This is a genomic window from Salipiger mucosus DSM 16094, from assembly GCF_000442255.1.
Lineage (GTDB): Bacteria > Pseudomonadota > Alphaproteobacteria > Rhodobacterales > Rhodobacteraceae > Salipiger > Salipiger mucosus.
Genome location: NZ_KE557273.1, coordinates 132268 through 151904, shown reverse-complemented (window position 1 = coordinate 151904; position 19637 = coordinate 132268). Strand labels below are relative to the sequence as shown.

Here is a 19637-nt window from a genome sequence, read left to right as displayed (position 1 = left end):
GGCTCGACGCGGCCGCCCTGGGCCGGCGCCTGCGCGGCGGTGACCGGCGGCTCGGGACGCAGCGAGGCCGGCGCGGGCTGGTAGATCAGCGGCGCTGGACCGTGGCCGCGGCCCTTTGTCAACGGCTTCGACGGGTCCGGCTCGTGGCGCGTCGCGACCGAGGGATCGGCCCGGCGGCGCGCCCGGACCACGTCGGCGATCTTGGCCCGGATGCGATCGTCGCCCGGGGCCGCGACCTCGTCATGGTCCGGGGCCATATCCTCGGGCAGCTCGGGCTCGGGCATCGGCTCGGGCTCGGCGCGGCGGATCAGCGAGGGCATCCGCGACAGCAGCCCGCCCTTCCTGGGCGCGGGCGCAACGGCCCAGGCCTGCGTGTCGTCGTCTTCCTCGAAAAGCGGCTCGTCCTCCTCGGGCGCGGGCGGCACCGGCGCGTTGCGGCGCACCACGGGCGAGGAGGAAGCGGCAGGCTGCTGTTGCGGCACGGCCTCTTGCGCGGCCGCCCAGGCGGCGGCCTCGGCGGCCTCCTGGCGGCGACGCTCGCGGCGGTCGGCCTGCCGGGCCTGCATCTGCCGAGCGGCGGTCACGGCACCGGTGGCGCTGCGGCCCATGAGGCCGAGCAGCGAGGCATAGGTCATGACAACGCCCACCAGCAGGAAGCGCCCGATCGACTGCAGCTCGATGCGGGTGAAGCCCAGCACGAAGGCCCCCATCGCGAGGATGCCGATCCCCAGCAGGACCATCGCCAGCTTCAGGCCAAGCCCCGCGCCCAGCGGGATGATCCCCAGCAGCGAGCCCAGCATCATGTCGCCGAAGAGCCCGCCGAGGCCGAAGCTGTGCGTCCACTCCGGCCCCACCGCCTGCCCGGCGGCGTAGACGGCCGAGAGCGCGATCCAGATCGGCGCGAAGACGGCGCGCGAGAAGGCCCGCTCCTCGCCCTTGTGCAGCGCGAGCCGCAGGCCCCAGGCGAAGAGCACCAGCGACAGGCCCCAGCTGCCCCAGCCCACGATCATGAAGAGCGGCGCCGCGATCGAGGCGCCCATACGGCCCATCCAGTTCTGCACCGGCGCATCGGTGGCCGAGAGCCACGAGGGATCGTCCGGCGTATAGGAGGCGATCATCGCACCGGCCATGAGCCCCAGCACGATAAGCGCGAGTCCGACCAGTTCCTTGCTGCGCTTTTCGATCGCCGCCTGCACGTTGCTGTCGAAGAGGGGATCGCGCCCCCGTGCCTGAAATGCCATCGCTCGCCTCGTTTTTCTGTCAGCGGCCATAGAGACAGTCCCGCACGCGGGTCAGTCCTTGGTCCGTCTCGTTGTAGGGGGCCACCATCGCGACCCTTATGAATCCCTGTCCGGGGTTGCCCGCCGCGGTGTCGCGCGACAGGTAGGCGCCCGGCAGCGCGCGCACGCCGGTCTTCGTCCAGAGCTCCAGCGCCGCCCGTTCGCCGTCCTCGACCGGCAGCCACAGGAAGAAACCCGCGCGCGGCGGCAGGTAGCCCGGCACATCGCCGAAGATCCGGTCGGCCAGCCCGTATTTCTCGCCATAGAGCGCGCGGTTCGCCGTGACGTGCGCCTCGTCCGACCAGGCGCGTTCCGACACGTGCTGCACCGGCAGCGGCAGCGGGGCGCCCGCGTAGGCGCGCAGCTGCTTGATCCGCTTCAGGCTCTCGGGTCCGCCGGCCACGAAGCCCGAGCGCAGCCCGGGCAGGTTCGACCGCTTCGAGAGCGAGTTGAACAGCACCACGCGCTCCGGATCGGCCCCGGTCTCCTGCGCCATCTGCAAGGCGCCCACCGGCGCCTCGCCGCGGTAGATCTCCGAGTAGCACTCGTCCGCGAGGATGCGGAAATCGTGCTTCTCGGCCAGCGCCAGAAGATCGCGCCAGTAGCCACCGTCGGCCACGGTGCCCTGCGGGTTGGCCGGCGAACAGATATAGACCAGCGCCGTGCGCGCCAGCACGTCCTCGGGCAGCGCGCCGAAATCCGGCAGGTGCCCGGTCTCGGCCGTGGCATTGACGAAGACCGGCTCCGCGCCGACCGAGGCCGCCGCGACAGCGTAGACCTGGTAGAAGGGATTCGGCATCAGCACCACCGGTCGGGCCCCGGCCTTGGTCTCGGGGCACAGCGCCATGGCGGCGTTGTAGAGTCCCTCGCGCGTGCCGTTGAGAGGCATGACCTGCGCGCCCGGGTCCACCGTCACGCCGTAGCGGCGTGTGAGCCATCCCGCGATGGCCTCCTGCAGGGCAGGCGTGCCGTCGTTCGGCGGGTAGCGCCCGAAGTCGGCGATGCTCTCGGCGAGAATCGGTGCCACGAAGTCGGGCATCGGATGCTTGGGCTCGCCGATGGACATATGCGTGACCGGGCCGCCCGGGTCGTGGGCGTCCAGAAGCGCCCGCAGACGCGGGAACGCGTAGGCCGGCAGGTTTGAAAACCTCTCGGGGAACATGGCTCGGTCGCCTTCGAATACTGCTCGTGCACACGGGATCGTTGGCGCCCCGTTGGCCGCAGGATAGGGGATGCCAGCCTGCCCCGTCCAGCGCGCAAGCAGACGCGCCCGGCATTGTGGCGCGAAAGCCGCATCTTGACAGGGGGCCGCAAGACCGCGCGATGGCTGGATTTTCACCGCGCAGGACGCGGCGCCCGCGCAGGCTCAGGCCAAGGCGCGCTCGGTGGCAACGGCAAGGCGCAGCAGGCGGTGCTCCTCCATCGGCGGCGCCATGAGCGAGAGCCCGCAGCTGGGCATGCCGGTGGGCAGCGTGACCGTGCTGAGGCCCATGAGATTGCCGACGCGCGTGTTGCGCAGGGTCAGCAGGTTCTCGGTCACATAGTAGTCGCCCTGCTCCATCAGCCGGTCGACCTTGGGCGGCAGGTTCGGCGCCGTGGGGCAGAGCACCGCGTCGAATCCGGCGGTGGCGCGGGCCCAGACCTCCTGCACCGCGTGCATCCGGGCAACGGCGGCAATGTAGTCGGCGGCCAGCGCCTCGCGCCCCGCGGCAAACCGCTCGCGGATCGGCGCGAACATCACGTCGGGGTTGGCGTCGATGGCCTTGCCCCAGGTCGCCCAGGCCTCGGCGGTGTAGAGGATGCCGGCATCGCCCATCGGCCCCGCGATCTCGGGGACGTCCAGCTCGACCACCTCGGCCCCGGCGGCACGCAGCCGCTCGAGCGCGGCGGCATATGCGCTGGCGGGTTCATCGCGAATGTCGTCCATGACGATGGTCGTCAGCGCGGCGAAGCGGCGCCCCTTGAGCGAGGCCCCTTCGAGATCCGGCGCCGGGGCGCCCTCGAGCGCGCCCAGCATCAGCGCCGCGTCCTCGACGTTGCGGCAGAGCGGGCCAACCGTGTCGAAGCGCGCCGCGAGCGGCACCACGCCCTCGAGCGAGAGCCGCCCCGAGGTGGTCTTGAGCCCGACGAGATCGTTCCAGGCCGAGGGGATGCGCACCGAGCCGCCGGTGTCCGAGCCCACGGCTGCCGCCGCCAGCCCGTTCGCGACCGAGGCCGCCGCGCCCGACGACGACCCGCCCGAGACGGCATCGGGGTCGTTGACCGAGGGCGGCGTTGCCGTGACCGGGTTCAGCCCGAGGCCGGAAAAGGCCAGTTCCGACATATGCGTCTTGCCGAGGCAGACGAGGCCCATGGTCGTGGCCGTGCGCAGCACGCGCGCGTCGGCCTCGGGCACCCGGCCCTTGAGCAGGGCGCTGCCGGCCTCGGTGGCCACGCCGGAGGTGTCGAAGAGGTCCTTCCAGCTGACCGGCACGCCGTCGAGCGGCGAGCGGCGCTGGCCGGCGCGGGCGCGCTCGCGGGCGGCGCCGGCCTCGGCCAGGGCGCGCTCGGGCGTCACGCGGGCATAGATCCGGTCGCGCAGCGGGTGCGAGTCGATCTTGTCGAGAAAGCCCTGTGTCAGCTCGACCGGGTCCACCTTGCCCGCGCCGATCGCCCGTCCCAGCTGTGCCGCGCCCTTGCCCGTCCAGTCGTCCATGCCCGTGCCCCCTGATTTCCCGGTTCGGCGCGACGGTAGCGGCCGCACGGCGCATGGACAATCCCGTGCCACGCCCCATAACTAGCGGCATGGACCACGACAGCGACATTCTCATCGTCGGCGGCGGGCTCAACGGCCCCGCGCTGGCGCTCGCCCTCGCCCGCGCCGGGCTGCGGACCACGGTGATCGACGCCCTGCCCGCCGAGACCCGGTCGGCGCCGGATTTCGACGGCCGCGGCTACGCGCTGGCGCAGTCCTCGGTGCGGCTGCTCGAGAACCTCGGGCTCTGGGACGGCCTTTCGGAGCACGCCCAGCCGATGCGCGAAATCAAGGTCACCGATGGCCGGGTGGGCGACGCGCGGGTGTTCCTCGGGCTGCACTTCCAGTCCGCCGAGATCGAGGAAGGCCCCATGGGTCAGATGGTCGAGGACCGCCACCTGCGCCTCGCCCTGCTGGAGGCCATGCGGGCCGAGCCGCTGCTCACGCACCTGGCCGGCGAAACCGTCGTCGCGCAGGAGGTGGACGCGGCCGGTGCCACGGTGACGCTGGCGAGCGGCGCACACCACACGACGCGGCTGCTGGTGGGCGCCGACGGGCGGCGCAGCGGCACCGCCGCGCGCGCGGGCATCCGGCGCACCGGCTGGGGCTACGGCCAGACCGCGCTGGTCTGCGCCATCGCGCACGAGGCGCCGCACGAGGGCGTCGCGCACCAGTTCTTCATGCCGCCCGGTCCGCTGGCGATCCTGCCGCTGACCGGCAACCGCAGCTCCATCGTCTGGAGCGAGCGCGACGACCGCGCCCGCGCCATCCAGGCGCTGGACGACGACGCCTACCTCGAGGTGCTGCGCCCGCGCTTCGGGGATTTCCTGGGCGAGATCTCTCTCGCCGGCAAGCGCTTCACCTACCCGCTGAGCCTGTCGCTGGCGAACAGCTTCGTCGCCGAGCGGCTCGCGCTTGTCGGCGACGCGGCGCACGGGATGCACCCCATCGCCGGCCAGGGGCTGAACGCCGGGTTGCGCGACGTGGCGGCGCTGGCGCATGTGCTGAGCCATGCCCGCAGGCGCGGCGAGGACGTGGCGGCCGCGCCCGTGCTGGCGCGCTACCAGCAGTGGCGGCGCTTCGACACGGCGACGCTGGCGGCGGCGACGGATCTCTTCAACCGCCTGTTCTCGAACGACAACCCGCTGCTGCGCGCGGGCCGCGACCTGGGCATGGCGCTGGTCGGCGCGGCGCCCGGCCTGCGGCGCGGCTTCATCCGCGAGGCGGCAGGCATCACCGGCGACCTGCCCGAACTCATGCGCTGACCGGGCTGATTTATCCCCCTCCCCTGCCCTCCCCCTCCCAGGAGGAGGGAGCCCGCGCCGAACTCGTCATACCAGCTCTTCCCCTTGTCCCCGGCCTGTGCCAAAAGCTGGTATACCATTCGGAGGAGGAGCAAGATGTCTCAGAAATGCGCGATCGTCACCGGCGCGGCCCGCGGGATCGGGCTGGCCACCACGGACCTGTTTCGCGAGGAGGGCTGGCACGTCGCAATGGTCGACCGCGACGTCGAGGAACTGCGCAAGGTCGTGGCCGAGCGTGACGGCGTGCTGGGCGTCGAGCGCGACGTGTCGAACCCGCAGGACGTGGGCGCCATGGTCCGCGAGACGCTGGACTGGGCCGGCCGCATCGACGCGCTGGTCAACAACGCCGGCGTGGCCGAGTTCGGCCCCGTGCAGGACTGCGACTTCACCACCTGGCGGCGCGTCATGGAGACCAACCTCGACGGCGTCTTCCTGTGCTCGCAGGCCTGCACCGACGCGCTCAAGGAGACCAGGGGCGCCATCGTGAACATCGCCTCGATCAGCGGGCTGCGCGCCTCGACGCTGCGGGTCGCCTACGGCACCTCGAAGGCCGCCGTGGCCCACCTGACCAAGCAGCACGCGGCCGAGCTCGGCGAATTCGGCGTGCGCGCCAACTGCGTGGCGCCGGGGCCGGTCAAGACCAAGCTCTCGATGGCCGTGCACAGCCAGGCGATCATCGACGCCTACCACGACGCCATTCCACTGAACCGCTACGGCTCCGAGCGCGAACTGGCCGAGGCCATCGTCTTTCTCGCCTCGCCGCGCAGCTCCTACGTCAACGGGCAGGTGCTGGCGGTGGACGGCGGCTTCGAGTCGACGGGCGTGGGCCTGCCGGCCCTGCGCGACTGACCCCCGCGCCCCGGCCCCCGCAGGGGCGCCGGGGCGACGCGGATCACTGGATCCGCTGGCCGTTCGCCAGAACGTGGCCCTGCTCATTGACCTCGATGGTCGAGGTCAGCGTGTCGGGGCTGTCGCCCGGCACACCGAACATGCTCAGCATCATGCGGGCGCCCATGGCGTCCCGCTCGGTCAGAAGGCCCATCTGGATCAGCCGGTCGATCAGTGCATTCGCGCCGGTGACGCGCACCGTCACCTCGCCGTCGGGGCGCGGCATGCCGTCGAAGGTCTCGGTGTCGGAATTGTCGAAGGTGAAGGCCCCCTCCCCCGCCACCTGAAGGCCCGCCGCGTCGATGGTCAGGCTGTTCAGCGTGAGCGCGTTCAGCTCCGCCGGCACCACCTCGCCGGTCTCGAGCTGCGCCATGTCGGCGGGGTCGTAGAGGTTCACCTGCGGCGTCACCGTCCCGGTCATGTCCATCGCCACGGTCGCGGGATCGCGCGGCAGGACCTGCCCCGGATCGAAGATGTTCCAGATCATGTCGGACATGGTGAAGCCGCCCAGCGTCAGCCCCATCGCCACGTCCTCGGGTTGGTCCGATTCCGCCAGCGGCGCCGCGATGTTCAGCGCGAGCGTCTCCATCGAGACATTCACCGGGAAGGGCAGCCCGCTGCCCGAGAGGCTGTAGTCCAGCATCTGCCCGGACATGGCATAGGCGATGGCGTCGCCCGAGAAATCGACCTCGAGCGACGCGGCCTCCGAGGTGATCTCGCCGCCGCCGCTGTCCTCCTCGTCCTCGAAGGAGAAGGCGACGCGCCCGCCTTCGTGGGAGAAGCTGCCGGTTCCGCTCAGGCCCGCGGCCAGGACCGCGGCCGGGTCCTCGGGCATCTCCTCGGGCAGGGTGCTGGTGCTTTCGCCGCTGACGCCGCGCATGGTCCCGCTGAGGCTGAAGGAGCCCTCGTCGTCTTCGGGGTTGGCGGCCGCCACGTCGTAGACGAAATCGCCAAGCGCCATGGTCTGGGCGATCTCGCGCGTGCCCTCGGCCGTCGTAACCGAGGTCTCGCCCTCGACCGGGCCGAAACGCGCCTCGGCGCGCACCGCTTCGCGGTCCAGCTCCTCGCCCTCGACGACGAGACGGCTCAGCGCCAGCCGCAGCGTCTCTGCGCTGTAGGCATAGGTCAGCGCGCCCGGGTCGCCCGAGACCAGCATCTCGAGCCCCTCCTGGGTGTAGTCGATCTGCGCCTCGACCGGCTCGCCGTCCTCGTCCTCCGCGGTGATGGTGATCGGCATGGTGGCCGGAAAGTCGACGTCCACGGTGCCGTCGCCCGCATCGGTGAAGGCGATGCGATCCATCGTGACCGTCAGTTCGTCCCCCTCCTCGTCCATCGGCACGGTCAGGGTGACGTCCGAGACGGTCAGCGTGTCGCCCTCCGTCGTCTCGGTGGCCGCGACCGTGTAGCCCGAGCTTTCGAGGTAGCCGCGCAGGTCGCTCCAGACCTGGTCCGGGGTGACATCGGCCAGCGCCGGGCCGGCCAGCATCGCGGCCGCGAGGCCGCCGCACGCGGCTGTGGTTCTGATCTGCATGATGGCCTCTCTTGGCAGTGCCCAATCGTCGCAGACAGCTTCGTTCCCCGGGGCCGCGAGGGTCAATAGGCTGGACCGGGGGTATTCCAGCCTTTACCAATTGGGGGAATCGCAAAACCGTGAGGCATCCCATGGATTTGACTGGAAAAACCGCGCTCATCACCGGGGCCAGCCGCGGCATCGGGGCGGCCGCGGCGCGGAGCTTTGCCGCTGCGGGCGCGAAGGTCGCGCTGGTCGCCCGCAGCCGGGACGCCATCGCCGAACTCGCGGGCGAGATCGGCGCCGACGCGGTCGCCATCCCCTGCGAGATCTCGCGCTACTGGGAGGTCGAGCAGGCGGTGCAGAACACGCTGCGCGCCTTCGGCCGGCTGGACATCCTGGTGAACAACGCCGGCGTGATCGAGCCCATCTCGCACCTCTCCGAGGCCGACCCCGAGGCCTGGGGCTCGGTCATCGACATCAACCTCAAGGGCGTCTTTCACGGCATGCGCGCGGCCATGCCGGTGATGATGTCGCAGGGCGGCGGCACGATCCTGACCATCGGCTCGGGCGCGGCGCACGGCCCGGTCGAGGGCTGGTCGCACTACTGCGCCTCGAAGGCCGGGGCGCTCATGCTGACCCGCATGGCCGACAAGGAGGCGCGCGAGAGCGGCATCCGCGCGCTCTCGCTCTCGCCCGGCACCGTGGCCACGCAGATGCAGCGCGAGATCAAGGCCAGCGGCATCAACCCGGTCAGCCAGCTCGACTGGTCCGACCACATCCCGCCCGAATGGGTGGCGCAGACGCTGCTCTGGATGTGCGGCCCGCAGGCCGACGACTGGCTCGGCGACGAGATCTCGCTGCGCGACGAGAGCATCCGCAGCCGCGTGGGCCTGACATGATCTCGCTGGAAAAGGATGGCGGCTACTGGATCGCGGTGATCGACCGCCCGGACAAGGCCAACTCGCTGACGCCCGAGATGCTCGAGGGTCTGTGCGAGATCGCCGAGGCCGCCCGCGACGCCCAGGCGCTGGTGCTGACCGGCGTGGGCAAGGTGTTTTCCGCCGGGGCCGATCTCGAGGCGGCGCGCGCCGGGATGGCCACCTCGCCGCTCTGGGAGCGGCTCTCGGGCGCCATCGCGCGGCTGCCGGGACTCACGATCTGCGCGCTCAACGGCACGCTCGCGGGTGGCGCCATGGGCATGGCGCTGGCCTGCGACCTGCGCATCGCGGTGCCGGGGGCCAAGGTCTTCTACCCGGTGATGAAGCTGGGCTTCCTGCCGCAGCCCTCCGACCCGGCGCGCCTCGCAGCGCTGGTGGGACCGGCGCGGGCCAAGATGATCCTCATGGCCGGACAGAAGATCCCCGTCGAGGAGGCGCTGACCTGGGGCCTGATCGACCGCATCGTCGCGCCCGAGGCGCTGATGACCGAGGCCCGCGCCCTGGCCGCCGACACGCTGGCGACCACGCCCGAGCACGCCGGCGCCATCAAGGCACTGATCCGCTAGCGCCGGCGCCCTGCCCTCTCGCGCTTACCGCGGGGCTGTGCCAGATTCGCGAAAACCGCAGGGAGAGCAGACATGGCCGATCTCGAGACACGCATCGCGCAGGGGCGCGGGGACGCGCCGGCCGACAAGGTCCTGCGCGGCGGCCACGTCTTCGACCTGATGACCGGCGAGCTGCTCGAGGGCGACGTGGCGATCTGCGGCGACACGATCGTCGGCACCCTCGACAGCTACGAGGGCACGGAGGTGATCGACGTCACCGGCCTGATCCTCGTCCCCGGCTTCATCGACACGCACCTGCACATCGAAAGCTCGCTGGTCACGCCCTTCGAGTTCGACCGCTGCGTGACCCCGCGCGGGGTCACCACCGCGATCTGCGACCCGCACGAGATCGCCAACGTGATCGGCGCCCCCGGCATCCGCTACTTCCAGGAGGCAAGCGAGCACACGCTGATGGACATCCGCGTGCAGCTGTCGTCCTGCGTGCCCTCGACCCACATGGAAACCGCCGGCGCCGAGCTGCTGGCCGAGGACCTCGCGCCGCTGATGGGGCATCCCTCGGGCATCGGGCTGGCCGAGTTCATGAACTACCCCGGCGTGATCCACCGCGACCCCGAGGCGATGAAGAAGCTGCGCCTCTTCGCGGGCGGCCATGTCGACGGTCACTGCCCGCTGCTTCTGGGCCGCGACCTCAACGCCTACATCGCCGCCGGCATCCGCACCGAGCACGAGGCGACCAGCGCCGAGGAGGCCCGCGAGAAGCTGCGCAAGGGCATGCGCGTGCTGATCCGTGAGGGCTCTGTCTCCAAGGATCTCGACGCGCTGCAGCCGCTGCTGAGCGAGCGCACCGCGCCCTACATGTGCCTGTGCACCGACGACCGAAACCCGCTCGACATCGGCGAGCACGGGCATCTCGACTACATGATCCGCCGGCTGATCGAGCTGGGCACGCCGCCCCTCGCGGCCTACCGGGCGGCCTCGCTCTCGGCGGCCGAGGCCTTCGGGCTGAAGGACCGCGGCCTGATCGCACCGGGCTACCGCGCCGACATCGTGGCACTGGACACGCTCGAGGGCTGCCGCGCGCAGATGGTGCTGGCGGGCGGCGCGCCGGTGGACGACGCCGCCTTCGCCGCGCGCGGCACGGTGGCGCCGGTGGGCCGCGCCTCGGTCAAGGCGCCGCACGTCACGCCGGAAAGTTTCCGCACCACGGGCAACCGCACCGAGACCGACGTCATCGGCATCCGCGAGGGCCAGATCCTCACCGATCACCTGCACGAGGAGATCGACATTACCGACGGCGACAAGCGCGCCGACCCGGCGCGCGACCTCGTGCGCATCGCGGTGGTCGAGCGCCACGGGCGCAACGGCAACATCGCCACCGGCTTCGTGCGCGGCTTCGGCCTGCGGGCGGGCGCCATTGCCTCGACCGTCTGCCACGATCACCACAACATCGCCTGCGTGGGCGTCGACTACGCCGACATGGCACTCGCCGCGAACCGGCTGACCGAGCTCGAAGGCGGCTTCGTCGTGGTGCAGGGTGGCGAGATCCGTGCCGAGCTGGCGCTGCCGGTGGCCGGACTGATGAGCCTCGATCCCTTCGAGGCGGTCCGCGACCGGCTGGTCGATCTGCGCGCGGCGGCGCGCGACCTTGGCGTGACCCTCGAGGAGCCCTTCCTGCAGCTCGCCTTCCTCGCGCTGCCGGTGATCCCGGCGCTGAAGATCACCGACCGCGGGATGGTCGACGTGACCCGCTTCGAGATCATTCCGGGCTAGGGCTCAGCCCCAGAGAGCCATCAGCGGCCCCTGCCGCCCATAGATCGGATCGGTCTCCGGCAGCGGCACCTGCGCGATCTGTGCCGCGTCCGCCTCGGCTTCCGGCCCCGCGCGGCGGGTCGCGTAGTCCTCCTGCCCCGGCGGGTAGGCGCCGCAGATGCGGAAATCCTCGCTCTGCGAAAGGCGGCAGTGGCCGGTGCCCGCAGGCAGAATCAGCGCGTCGCCGGCGCTGATCTCGAAGCTCACTCCCTCGGGTCCGCCCAGCATGAGGCGCGCCGCGCCCGAGGCCGCCACCAGCGCCTCATGCGCGTCCGGGTGGTAGTGGTGATATTCGAAGACCGACCAGACCCAGGTGCCGCCCCAGCCGTTGCCCTCCATCAGCGCGCAGACCTCGTCGGGTGCGGCCCCGGGCAGCGCCCCGCGGTAGATCACCACGGGCAGCGCGGGATTGTTCGGCATCCCGCCACCGGCCGCGAACTGGCGGGTGACGGGTGCGATGTCGGCGGCGGATCTGGGCGTCACGGTCATGACCGGAAGTTAACCCGACGGCAGCGCCGGACAAATTCCGTTAAAGGAATTCGGAAAAGCTCTCGTCGAAGACGTCTTGCCGCCCCTCAGAGCATGTTCAGCAGACGCGGCGTCGGCCAGCCGTCGACCGGCAGGCCCAGCTCGGCCTGCACCGCGCGCACCGCCGCGCGGGTGCCTGCGCCGAGGATGCCGTCGATGCCGCCCACGTCGTGCCCGCGCGCCGCAAGCCTGCGCTGCAGCTCTTTCATCTGCGCACCCGACAGCCCCTGCGCCGGATCGCCCGCGTCGTAGACCGGCGCCCCCTCGAGCCGCGTGGCGAAATAGGCCGCCGTCATCACGTAGACGAAGCTCTTGTTCCACTCGAAGTAGACGCGAAAATTCGGATAGGCCATGAAGGCCGGCCCGCCCGCGCCCTGCGGCAGCAGCACCGAGGCCGGCAGCCGCGCGTCGTCGAGCCGTCCCTCGCGTGCCTCGACGCCCAGCTGTTCCCACTCGGCCACCGTCCGCGTCGTCTCCAGCCCCGTCAGCGACAGGTCGAGGCCCTCGGGCAGCCGCACCTCCTGCAGCCAGGGCTCTCCCGGCCGCCAGCCGAGGTCGCTCAGCATCCGAAGCCCCCGACATCAGCGCATCCGGCGCCGAGGTCTTGAGCGACACATGCCCGTCGCCGTCGCCGTCCACGCCGTTCTCGAGGATGTCCTCGGGCAGCATCTGCACCATGCCGATCTCGCCCGCCCAGGCGCCTGTGGTGCTGTCCGGGTCGAAATCCCCGCGCGAGTAGAGCTCGACCGCGGCGAAGACCTGCGGCCGGAAGATCTCGGGCCGGCGGCAGTCGTGCGCGAGCGTCACCAGCGCGTTGGCGGTGTTGAAATCGCCCTGGATGGCGCCGTAGTCGGTCTCGAAGGCCCAGAAGGCCAGCAGCACGCCCCGCGCGATGCCGTAGTCGCGCTCGATCCGGTCGAAGACCTCGTCGTAGCGCTCGGACATCTCGCGGCCCCTGTCCAGCCGGTACTGGCTGATGAGCTTGCGCGAGAACTCGATGAAGGGCGTCTGGAAGAAGCCCTGCCCCCGGTCGCGCTGCAGCACCTTGCCGTCCTGCCGGATCCCGTCAAAGAAGGTCTCCGCGACCGCCGGGTCGTGCCCGCGATCCACCGCCTCGGCGCGCAGATCGGCGACGAAGGCGCCGAAGTCGCCCCCGCAGGGAACCTCCTGCGCCTGGGCGGCGCCGGCAAGGCACAGCGAAAGAAGGAAGGGGCGGACGCGCATGGCAACCTCGTGGCAAAGTCGATCGCGCGAACCCTATCAGCCCGCGAAACGGGCGCAAGCAGCGGAGCTCCGCCGACGTTTCCGATTTGTTCACATTTCTTACGCGGAAATTAACAATTCATTTAGAATACCGGTCGAAAACGTCTTCAGTGCCACCGCGCAGACCCGAGGAGTAGACGCTTGGACCAGGCGCCGATGAACGTCCTCATCGTCGAAAGCCGCCGCGAGCTTGCCGCTCTGTGGCGCCGCCACCTCGAACGGATGGGCGCACGGGTCTGGCTGGCCTGCGATCAGCAGACCGCCACCGACCTGCTGCACGAGGTGCCCTTCCGGATCATCGTCCTCGATCTCGTCCTGCCAGAGGGCAGCCCGCTGGCGATCGCCGATTTCGCGAGCTACCGCCAGCCCGGCTGCCAGGTGATCGTGGTGACGAACACCTCGTTCTTCTCCGACGGGTCGATCTTCAACCACTGCGCCAATGCCTGCGCCTTCCTGCCCAGCGCCACGCCGCCCGCGGATCTCGCCGCGATGGTCGAGCACTACGGCCAGGCCACGCAGGGCTAGGCCGCGCGCAGCCGCTCGCGCCCGTGCGGCGCGTCCAGATCCAGCGCAGGCCCGACGGGGATGATCCGGTAGGGATTCACCATGTCGTGGCTGTAGTGATAGTGCCGCGCGATATGCTCGAGGTTCACCGTCTCGGCCACCCCCGGCCACTGGTAGAGCTCGCGGGTGTAGCCCCAGAGGTTCGGGAAATCGATGATCCGGTTGCGGTTGCACTTGAAGTGCCCGTGGTAGACCGTGTCGAACCGGATCAGCGTGGTGAAGAGCCGCCAGTCCGCCTCGGTGATCCGGTCGCCCATCAGGTAGCGACGCGTCGACAGCCGCTCCTCGATCCAGTCCAGCGTCTCGAAAAGCGGCCCCACGGCGGCGTCGTAGGCCTCCTGCGAGGTGGCGAAACCCGACTTGTAGACCCCGTTGTTCACCGTGTCGTAGATCCGCGCGTTCACCGGCTCGATCTCGTCGCGCAGGTGCGCGGGCCAGTAGTCGTCGGTGTTGCCGGTGATCCCGTCGAAGGCCGAGTTCAACATGCGGATGATCTCGGCGCTCTCGTTCGACACGATGGTCTCGCGCTTTCGATCCCAGAGCACCGGTACCGTCACCCGCCCCGAGATGCCGGGATCGGCCCGCAGGTAGAGCTCGCGCAGGAAGCGCAACCCATGCAGCCGGTCGCCGGTCGCGCCAGGGAAATCGAGATCGAAGGTCCAGCCGTCCGAAAGCATGTCAGGGTGCACCACGCTCACCGGCAACACCTCCTCGAGCCCCTTGAGCTTGCGAAAGATCAGCGCGCGATGCGCCCAGGGGCAGGCCAGCGCGACGTAGAGGTGGTAGCGGTCGGGCTCCGCCGCGAAACCGCCCTCGCCGGAGGGTCCGGCGCTGCCGTCCGCGGTGATCCAGTTCCGGAACGCCGTGTCCGAGCGCACGAATTTGCCGCTGTCGTCGTTGTAGTTCCACTGGTCGTGCCAGACGCCGTCCACGAGCAGGCCCATGATCCATCTCCTTCCTCTGCTGACAGGAAACCTAGCCCCGGGGCGGCCCGCGCCAATCCGCGACCCGCGCGCAGCACCTCCCGCATGGACGCACAGGGCGCGTCAGCGGCGGAAGTAGGTCTGCCAGAGCCAGATCACCAGCATCGCGCCCAGCACGGCGCCGACGAGCCCCGCCAGCGCGCCGGTGACCGCGATGAGGAACCGCAGCACCAGCCCGCCGATCAGCGCACCGGCCATGCCGATCGCCACGGTCTCCAGTACGCCGGTGCGCACGTTCATGACCCGCGTTGCCAGGAACCCGGCCGCCGCCCCCACGATGATGAGCCAGACCACCGACATCTAACGCCCTCCCCGACAGAACATGCCCGTCACGCCTCGCCCAGCCGCGTGCCGCGCGGCAGCGCCATGCCCAGCAGGAAAGTCCGCGCGTCCTGCGCCCCCTTGCCCGCGCGCTGCGCCTTCGTCACCTGCACCGCGCCGCGTCCGCAGGCCACGGCGAAGGCCTCGTCCAGCACCTCGCCCGGCGCACCCTCCCCGGGCACCACCCGCGCGCCCAGCAGCTTGACGCGCTGGTCGCCCACCGTGGTCCAGGCCCCGGGAAAGGGCGCCAGCCCCCGCACGAGGCGCGAGACCTCCTCGGCGGGGCGCGTCCAATCCACCCGCGCCTCCGCCTTGTCGATCTTGGTGGCATAGGTCACGCCCGCCTCCGGCTGCGGCTCGGGCGCCAGCGCGTCCAGCCGGCCCAGCGCCTCGACGATCAGCCGCGCGCCCAGGGCGCTCAACCGGTCGTGCACCTCTCCGGTGGTCTCCTCGGCGCCGATGGGGGTCGCCTCGCGCAGCAGCACCGGCCCGGTGTCGAGCCCCGCCTCCATCTGCATGATGCAGACGCCGGTCTCGGCATCCCCGGCCATGACCGCGCGCTGGATCGGCGCCGCCCCGCGCCAGCGCGGCAACAGCGAGGCATGGATGTTCAGACACCCCCGCGCCGGCGCGTCCAGCACCGCCTGCGGCAGGATCAGCCCGTAGGCCACGACCACCGCCACGTCGGCGTCCAGCGCCGCGAACTCCGCCTGCGCCTCGGCCCCCTTGAGGCTCACCGGGTGCCGCACCTCCAGCCCCAGCGCCTCGGCCCGGGCCTGTACCGGCGTCGGCCGGTCCTTCTTGCCGCGTCCGGCGGGCCGCGGCGGCTGGCAATAGACCGCCGCGATCTCGTGGCCGGCCGCCACCAGCGCCTCCAGCACCGGGACCGAGAAATCGGGCGTTCCCATGAAGATCACGCGCATCACGTCTCCCGCATCTTCTTCTTGTTCCAAATACGCACAAGCGGCCGGCGGACCGGCACAGGGTCAGGACGGCGCGCCCGCCTTCCGCGCCCGGCGCAGCAGCATGTCGCGCTTCACCTTGCTCAGGCGGTCGAAGTACATCCGCCCGGCCAGGTGATCCACCTGGTGTTGCACCGAGGTCGCCCAGAGCCCGACGAAATCGCGCTCCTCGACCTCACCTGCAGCGTTCAGGAAGCGCACCGTCACCGCACGCGGCCGCTCGATCCGCGCAGAGACGCCGGGCAGGTTCGGGCTTGCCTCCTCGTGCGGGCGCAGCTGGACCGAGGCGTGCAGGATCTCGGGGTTGGCCATGCGCACCGCCTGCCCGCGCTCGTCCGAGGCATCGACCACCGCCAGCCGCAGCATCTCGCCGATCTGCGGCGCCGCGAGACCCACGCCCGGCATGGCCTCCATGGTGTCGATCATGTCGTCCCAGAGCGCGCGGATCTCGTCGCTCACCGCCTCCACGGGAGCGGCGGCCGTGCGCAGCCGCCTGTCCGGCCACGGGATGCAGCGGCGCACGGTCATCTCAGGCCCTCGTAGCGGGCCAGCAGGTCCTGCGCCACCTCGGGCGACAGCCGGTCGAAATGCACCAGACCGTCGAGATGGTCGTACTCGTGCTGCGCCACAACCGCCTCGGCGCCCTCGAAGCGGCGCTCGCAGGCCGCGCCGGTGAGGTCGGTGAAGGCCATGGTCACCTCGGCCGCTCGCGTCACTTGGGCCGTCACGCCGGGGATCGAGAGGCACCCCTCGTCGCCCGTCATGCGCGCGTCCGAAACCGACAGGATGCGCGGGTTGATGAGCGCGAGCGGCGCCATGTCGCCGTCCTTCCAGCCCGCATCCATCACGAAGACCCGCGCCAGCACGCCGACCTGCGGCGCGGCGAGGCCCCGCCCCGGCGCCGCATACATGGTCTCGAAGAGATCGCCCACCAGCGCCTCGACCTCGGCCACATCGACGACGGGCGCGCAGGGCTCCTTGAGACAGGCATCGGGCCAGAGCCGGATCTCTCGCTGCGCCATCAGACGGCCTCCTTGTCCAGGTGATCCGCGAGGTAGGCCTCGGGGTCCGGTGCGCCACCCATCATGTGCCGCACCCATGCGTCGCGCTCGTGCATGAGCACCGGCAGCTCCCAGACGCAGGCATTGAGCGGCCGCGCGTCCTGCGCCGCGAAGCCATCGGCATCCCCGAGGCTCAGGCGCTGGCACAGGATGTCGCCATGCGCCCACCAGTCCATCAGCAGCCAGGTTCCGACCTCGCCCTCGTGGATCACCACGAAGCCCGTGCCCTGCGCGCCGCCCTCGTCGCGGGCCTCGGCCTCCATGCGCGCGGCCTCGTCCCGCGCCGAAGCCAGCAGCGCGTCCGAGGGCGCACCGGCGCCGATGTGGTAGACCTTCACCCGAAGCGGCCCGATCGCCCAGGAATCGAGGCGGCGCAGCGCCCGCGGCGCGTATGCGGCCGGGGCCGGGCTCACGCCCGGGCCCGTTCGCGTTTCAGCTTGACCATCTTGCGGGTGATCATCTGCCGTTTCAGCGGCTTGAGGTAGTCGATGAAGAGCTTGCCATCGAGGTGGTCGATCTCGTGCTGCACGCAGGTCGCCCAGAGCCCGTCGAAGGTCTCGCGCTGGGCGTTGCCGTCGCGGTCCATCCACTCGACCTCGACCTCGGCGGGCCGCTCGACCTCGGCGTACTGGTCGGGGATCGACAGGCACCCTTCCTCGTAGGTGCTGCGGGTGTCCGAGCTCGAGATCACGCGGGGATTGAACATCACCAGCGGGCGCGGCTCGGCGCCTTCCTCCTTGACGCAGTCCAGCGTGATCAGCCGCGACAGGACGCCCACCTGCGGCGCCGCCAGCCCGATGCCGGGCGCCTCGTACATGGTTTCGAGCATGTCGTCGGCCAGCGTGCGCAGCTCGTCCGACATGTCGTCGACCGGCGCGCAGACCTTTTTCAGCCGCGGATCGGGGTGGATGAGGATGGGGCGCTTCATGAGGCATCATCTAGGCAAAGCGGCGCCCCCGCGCAAGGCGCCGGGGGCTTGCACTCGGCGCCTGTCGCGCTAGCGTCCGCGCGGAGCATCACGAAGGACAGCACCCATGACCGACCTCTTCGACACGCCGATCGACCGTCGCGGCACGGGCTCCTCGAAATGGGACCTGATGGAGCGGCTCTTCGGCGTCTCGCCGGAGGACGGGCTGGCCATGTGGACGGCCGATTCGGACTATCCCACGGCGCCCTGCGTGCGCGCAGCGCTGCAGCACGCCGTCGACCACGGGATCTTCGGCTACTTCAGTGACCGCGCGCCCTACCTCGAGGCGATCCGCTGGTGGATGGAGACCAGGCACGGCTGGAAGATCGAGCCCGACTGGATCCTGACCACCCAAGGGCTTGGCCACGCCCTGGCCATGTGCCTCGACACCTGGACCGATCCGGGCGACGCGGTGGCGATCTTCACCCCGGTCTACCACGAGTTCCCCGGCAAGATCACCCGCGCGGGCCGCGAGGTCACCACCTGCCCGCTGGCGCGCAAGGGCGATCGCTACGAGCTGGATCTCGAGGACGCGCAGGCGCGCCTCACCGGGCGCGAGAAGATGATCTTCTGGTGCTCGCCGCAGAACCCCTCCGGGCGGATCTGGACGCCCGACGAGTTGCGCGCGCTGGCCGATTTCGCGGCCCGGAACGACCTGATCCTGGTCTCGGACGAGGTGCATGGAGATCTCGTCTACCCGGGTGAGACCTTCGTGCCCATCGACGTCGCCCTCGGCGGCGCGCATCTCGACCGACTGGTGGTGCTGACGGCAGCGTCGAAAACCTTCAACATCGCCGGCCTGCGCACCGGCAACGTCATCATCCCGGACGAGACCCTGCGCGGGCAGATGGCGGCACGGCTGCGCCAGACCGATTACGACGGCAACTCGCTGGGCATGGTCGCGGTCACGGCGGCCTATTCCCCCGAGGGTGCGGCCTGGGTCGACGCGCAGGTCGCGCACCTGCAGGCAAACCGCGCCGTCTTCGACGAGATGGTGAACGCCATTCCGGGCCTCCATTCGCTGCCGCTGCAGTCGACCTATCTCGCCTGGCTGGATTTCTCGGGCACGGGCATGGACTTCGACGAGTTCGACGCCCGCGTGCGCGAAGACGCGAAGATCGCGGCGAGCCCCGGGCCCGGCTTCGGGCCGGGCGGCGAGCAGTGCCTGCGGGTGAACCTCGCGGCGCCGCGCGCAACGGTGGTCGAGGCCGGCACGCGGCTGCAGAAGGCCTTTGCCGACCTGCAGTGAACCCGGGCGCGCCGCCCCCGGCCGGGTGCGTGGCCGCCGGCCGCTTGTGCGTATTTGGACCAAGAAGAAGCTGCGGGACTGGCGCTCAGTTGCGGGGCGGGCGCGGGCGATAGACCGGCAGGCGCCAGCCCATGCGGAAGCCGGCGACGCGGGCGCCGAGGGTCACGGCAAAGCCCGCGACGGCCGACAGCGCCGACAGGCCGGTCAGCGCCTCGGCTCCGAGCACGGTCAGGGCGCCCACGAGCGCGCAGGTGGCGTAGGGTTCACCCTGTTTCAGCACCAGCGGCACCTCGTTGGCGACCACGTCGCGCATCAGCCCGCCGAAGCAGCCGGTGGCGTTTCCCATGACCACGACGATGGCGCCCGCCGCGCCCTCGGCCCGGGCGATGCCGGCGCCCGCCACCACCGCGAAGGCGAGCGCGAAGGCGTCGCACCAGAGCAGCGCGCGGTAGCGGCTTTCCAGAAGGTGCGCGGTGAAGAAGACCCCGACGGCGGCCGCGCCCGCCACCGCGAGGTAGGCCGGCTCGGCGATCCAGAAGGGCGTGCGGTCGAGCAGCACGTCGCGCAGCGTGCCGCCGCCCAGCGCGGTGAGGCCGGCGAGGAAGGCGAAGCCCACGATGTCGAGCTGCGCGCGCGAGGCGACCAGCGCGCCGGTGATGGCGAAGACTAGGACCGCCGCGTAGTCGAGGACCGCGAAGAGGCTCACG

Annotated in this window: 20 protein-coding genes and 1 pseudogene; 7 read left to right on the top strand and 14 right to left on the bottom strand. The window is 70.9% G+C overall.

Features of this window, described 5'->3' with window-relative positions:
- The 3 genes from SALMUC_RS30840 to SALMUC_RS00780 form a co-directional block, all read right to left on the bottom strand.
- The coding region (locus tag SALMUC_RS30840; RefSeq protein ID WP_037370928.1) for a DNA translocase FtsK 4TM domain-containing protein at positions 1 to 1241 on the bottom strand (1241 nt) is incomplete at its 3' end.
- Positions 1242 to 1260: 19 nt separating this feature from the next.
- Positions 1261 to 2442 (bottom strand): aminotransferase class I/II-fold pyridoxal phosphate-dependent enzyme, encoded by a 1182-nt coding sequence (locus tag SALMUC_RS00785; RefSeq protein WP_020040648.1) that lies wholly within the window; start codon positions 2440 to 2442, stop codon positions 1261 to 1263.
- Positions 2443 to 2646: 204 nt separating this feature from the next.
- Positions 2647 to 3975 (bottom strand): amidase, encoded by a 1329-nt coding sequence (locus SALMUC_RS00780; protein WP_020040649.1) that lies wholly within the window; start codon positions 3973 to 3975, stop codon positions 2647 to 2649.
- An 89-nt stretch (positions 3976 to 4064) separates the two neighbouring features.
- Here SALMUC_RS00780 and SALMUC_RS00775 point away from each other — a divergent pair, with 89 nt between their 5' ends.
- Both SALMUC_RS00775 and SALMUC_RS00770 read left to right on the top strand, forming a co-directional pair.
- Positions 4065 to 5279, top strand: a complete 1215-nt coding sequence (locus tag SALMUC_RS00775) for a UbiH/UbiF/VisC/COQ6 family ubiquinone biosynthesis hydroxylase (RefSeq protein WP_020040650.1) — start codon at positions 4065 to 4067, stop codon at positions 5277 to 5279.
- Between the two features lie 135 nt (positions 5280 to 5414).
- Positions 5415 to 6167, top strand: coding sequence for an SDR family NAD(P)-dependent oxidoreductase (locus tag SALMUC_RS00770; RefSeq protein WP_020040651.1), 753 nt, complete (start codon positions 5415 to 5417; stop codon positions 6165 to 6167).
- Between the two features lie 43 nt (positions 6168 to 6210).
- Here SALMUC_RS00770 and SALMUC_RS00765 read toward each other — a convergent pair whose 3' ends face one another.
- Positions 6211 to 7737, bottom strand: a complete 1527-nt coding sequence (locus SALMUC_RS00765; protein ID WP_020040652.1) for a DUF2125 domain-containing protein — start codon at positions 7735 to 7737, stop codon at positions 6211 to 6213.
- A gap of 131 nt (positions 7738 to 7868) precedes the next feature.
- Between SALMUC_RS00765 and SALMUC_RS00760 the strand changes: the two genes are divergently transcribed.
- From SALMUC_RS00760 to ade, 3 genes are all read left to right on the top strand, one after another.
- The gene (locus SALMUC_RS00760; RefSeq protein WP_020040653.1) at positions 7869 to 8618 is read left to right on the top strand and encodes an SDR family oxidoreductase; all 750 of its coding nucleotides are present in this window, start codon (positions 7869 to 7871) and stop codon (positions 8616 to 8618) included.
- On the top strand, positions 8615 to 9223 hold the full coding sequence (locus SALMUC_RS00755; protein WP_020040654.1) for an enoyl-CoA hydratase/isomerase family protein: 609 nt from the start codon (positions 8615 to 8617) through the stop codon (positions 9221 to 9223). The genes SALMUC_RS00760 and SALMUC_RS00755 overlap by 4 nt, the downstream gene beginning before the upstream one ends.
- Before the next feature lie 72 nt (positions 9224 to 9295).
- Positions 9296 to 10993 (top strand): adenine deaminase, encoded by a 1698-nt coding sequence (gene ade / locus SALMUC_RS00750; protein ID WP_020040655.1) that lies wholly within the window; start codon positions 9296 to 9298, stop codon positions 10991 to 10993.
- Positions 10994 to 10996: 3 nt separating this feature from the next.
- On the opposite strand, the gene SALMUC_RS00745 is transcribed toward ade, so the two are convergent.
- Complete coding sequence (locus SALMUC_RS00745; RefSeq protein WP_020040656.1) at positions 10997 to 11521, bottom strand: hypothetical protein; 525 nt, start codon at positions 11519 to 11521, stop codon at positions 10997 to 10999.
- Between the two features lie 86 nt (positions 11522 to 11607).
- Positions 11608 to 12784: pseudogene (locus SALMUC_RS00740) on the bottom strand (lytic murein transglycosylase).
- A 195-nt stretch (positions 12785 to 12979) separates the two neighbouring features.
- Between SALMUC_RS00740 and SALMUC_RS00735 the strand changes: the two are divergent.
- Positions 12980 to 13348: a response regulator transcription factor gene (locus SALMUC_RS00735; protein WP_037371025.1), complete on the top strand. Its 369-nt coding sequence runs from the start codon at positions 12980 to 12982 to the stop codon at positions 13346 to 13348.
- Here SALMUC_RS00735 and SALMUC_RS00730 read toward each other — a convergent pair.
- The 7 genes from SALMUC_RS00730 to def (SALMUC_RS00700) all read right to left on the bottom strand — a co-directional run bounded on the left by SALMUC_RS00730 (position 13345) and on the right by def (SALMUC_RS00700) (position 17642).
- Entirely contained in the window at positions 13345 to 14331 is a 987-nt protein-coding gene (locus SALMUC_RS00730; RefSeq protein WP_020040659.1) for a glutathione S-transferase family protein, read from the bottom strand. The two genes, SALMUC_RS00735 and SALMUC_RS00730, sit on opposite strands and share 4 nt — an antisense overlap.
- Before the next feature lie 102 nt (positions 14332 to 14433).
- Positions 14434 to 14670, bottom strand: a complete 237-nt coding sequence (locus SALMUC_RS00725; protein ID WP_020040660.1) for a GlsB/YeaQ/YmgE family stress response membrane protein — start codon at positions 14668 to 14670, stop codon at positions 14434 to 14436.
- 29 nt (positions 14671 to 14699) lie between these two features.
- On the bottom strand, positions 14700 to 15614 hold the full coding sequence (gene fmt / locus SALMUC_RS00720) for a methionyl-tRNA formyltransferase (protein ID WP_020040661.1): 915 nt from the start codon (positions 15612 to 15614) through the stop codon (positions 14700 to 14702).
- 63 nt (positions 15615 to 15677) lie between these two features.
- The gene (gene def, locus SALMUC_RS00715) at positions 15678 to 16181 is read right to left on the bottom strand and encodes a peptide deformylase (protein WP_020040662.1); all 504 of its coding nucleotides are present in this window, start codon (positions 16179 to 16181) and stop codon (positions 15678 to 15680) included.
- Entirely contained in the window at positions 16178 to 16675 is a 498-nt protein-coding gene (def, locus tag SALMUC_RS00710; RefSeq protein WP_020040663.1) for a peptide deformylase, read from the bottom strand. Before def (SALMUC_RS00710) ends, def (SALMUC_RS00715) begins: the two co-directional genes overlap by 4 nt.
- The gene (locus SALMUC_RS00705) at positions 16675 to 17127 is read right to left on the bottom strand and encodes a hypothetical protein (RefSeq protein ID WP_020040664.1); all 453 of its coding nucleotides are present in this window, start codon (positions 17125 to 17127) and stop codon (positions 16675 to 16677) included. The genes def (SALMUC_RS00710) and SALMUC_RS00705 overlap by 1 nt, the downstream gene beginning before the upstream one ends.
- Positions 17124 to 17642 carry a peptide deformylase gene (def, locus tag SALMUC_RS00700; protein WP_020040665.1) on the bottom strand — a complete coding sequence of 173 codons (519 nt, stop codon included), beginning with the start codon at positions 17640 to 17642 and terminating at the stop codon, positions 17124 to 17126. The genes SALMUC_RS00705 and def (SALMUC_RS00700) overlap by 4 nt, the downstream gene beginning before the upstream one ends.
- A 106-nt stretch (positions 17643 to 17748) precedes the next feature.
- Here def (SALMUC_RS00700) and SALMUC_RS00695 point away from each other — a divergent pair, with 106 nt between their 5' ends.
- Positions 17749 to 18930 carry a MalY/PatB family protein gene (locus SALMUC_RS00695; RefSeq protein WP_020040666.1) on the top strand — a complete coding sequence of 394 codons (1182 nt, stop codon included), beginning with the start codon at positions 17749 to 17751 and terminating at the stop codon, positions 18928 to 18930.
- An 85-nt stretch (positions 18931 to 19015) separates the two neighbouring features.
- Here SALMUC_RS00695 and SALMUC_RS00690 read toward each other — a convergent pair whose 3' ends face one another.
- Entirely contained in the window at positions 19016 to 19636 is a 621-nt protein-coding gene (locus tag SALMUC_RS00690; RefSeq protein ID WP_020040667.1) for a trimeric intracellular cation channel family protein, read from the bottom strand.
- Position 19637 lies beyond the last annotated feature (1 nt).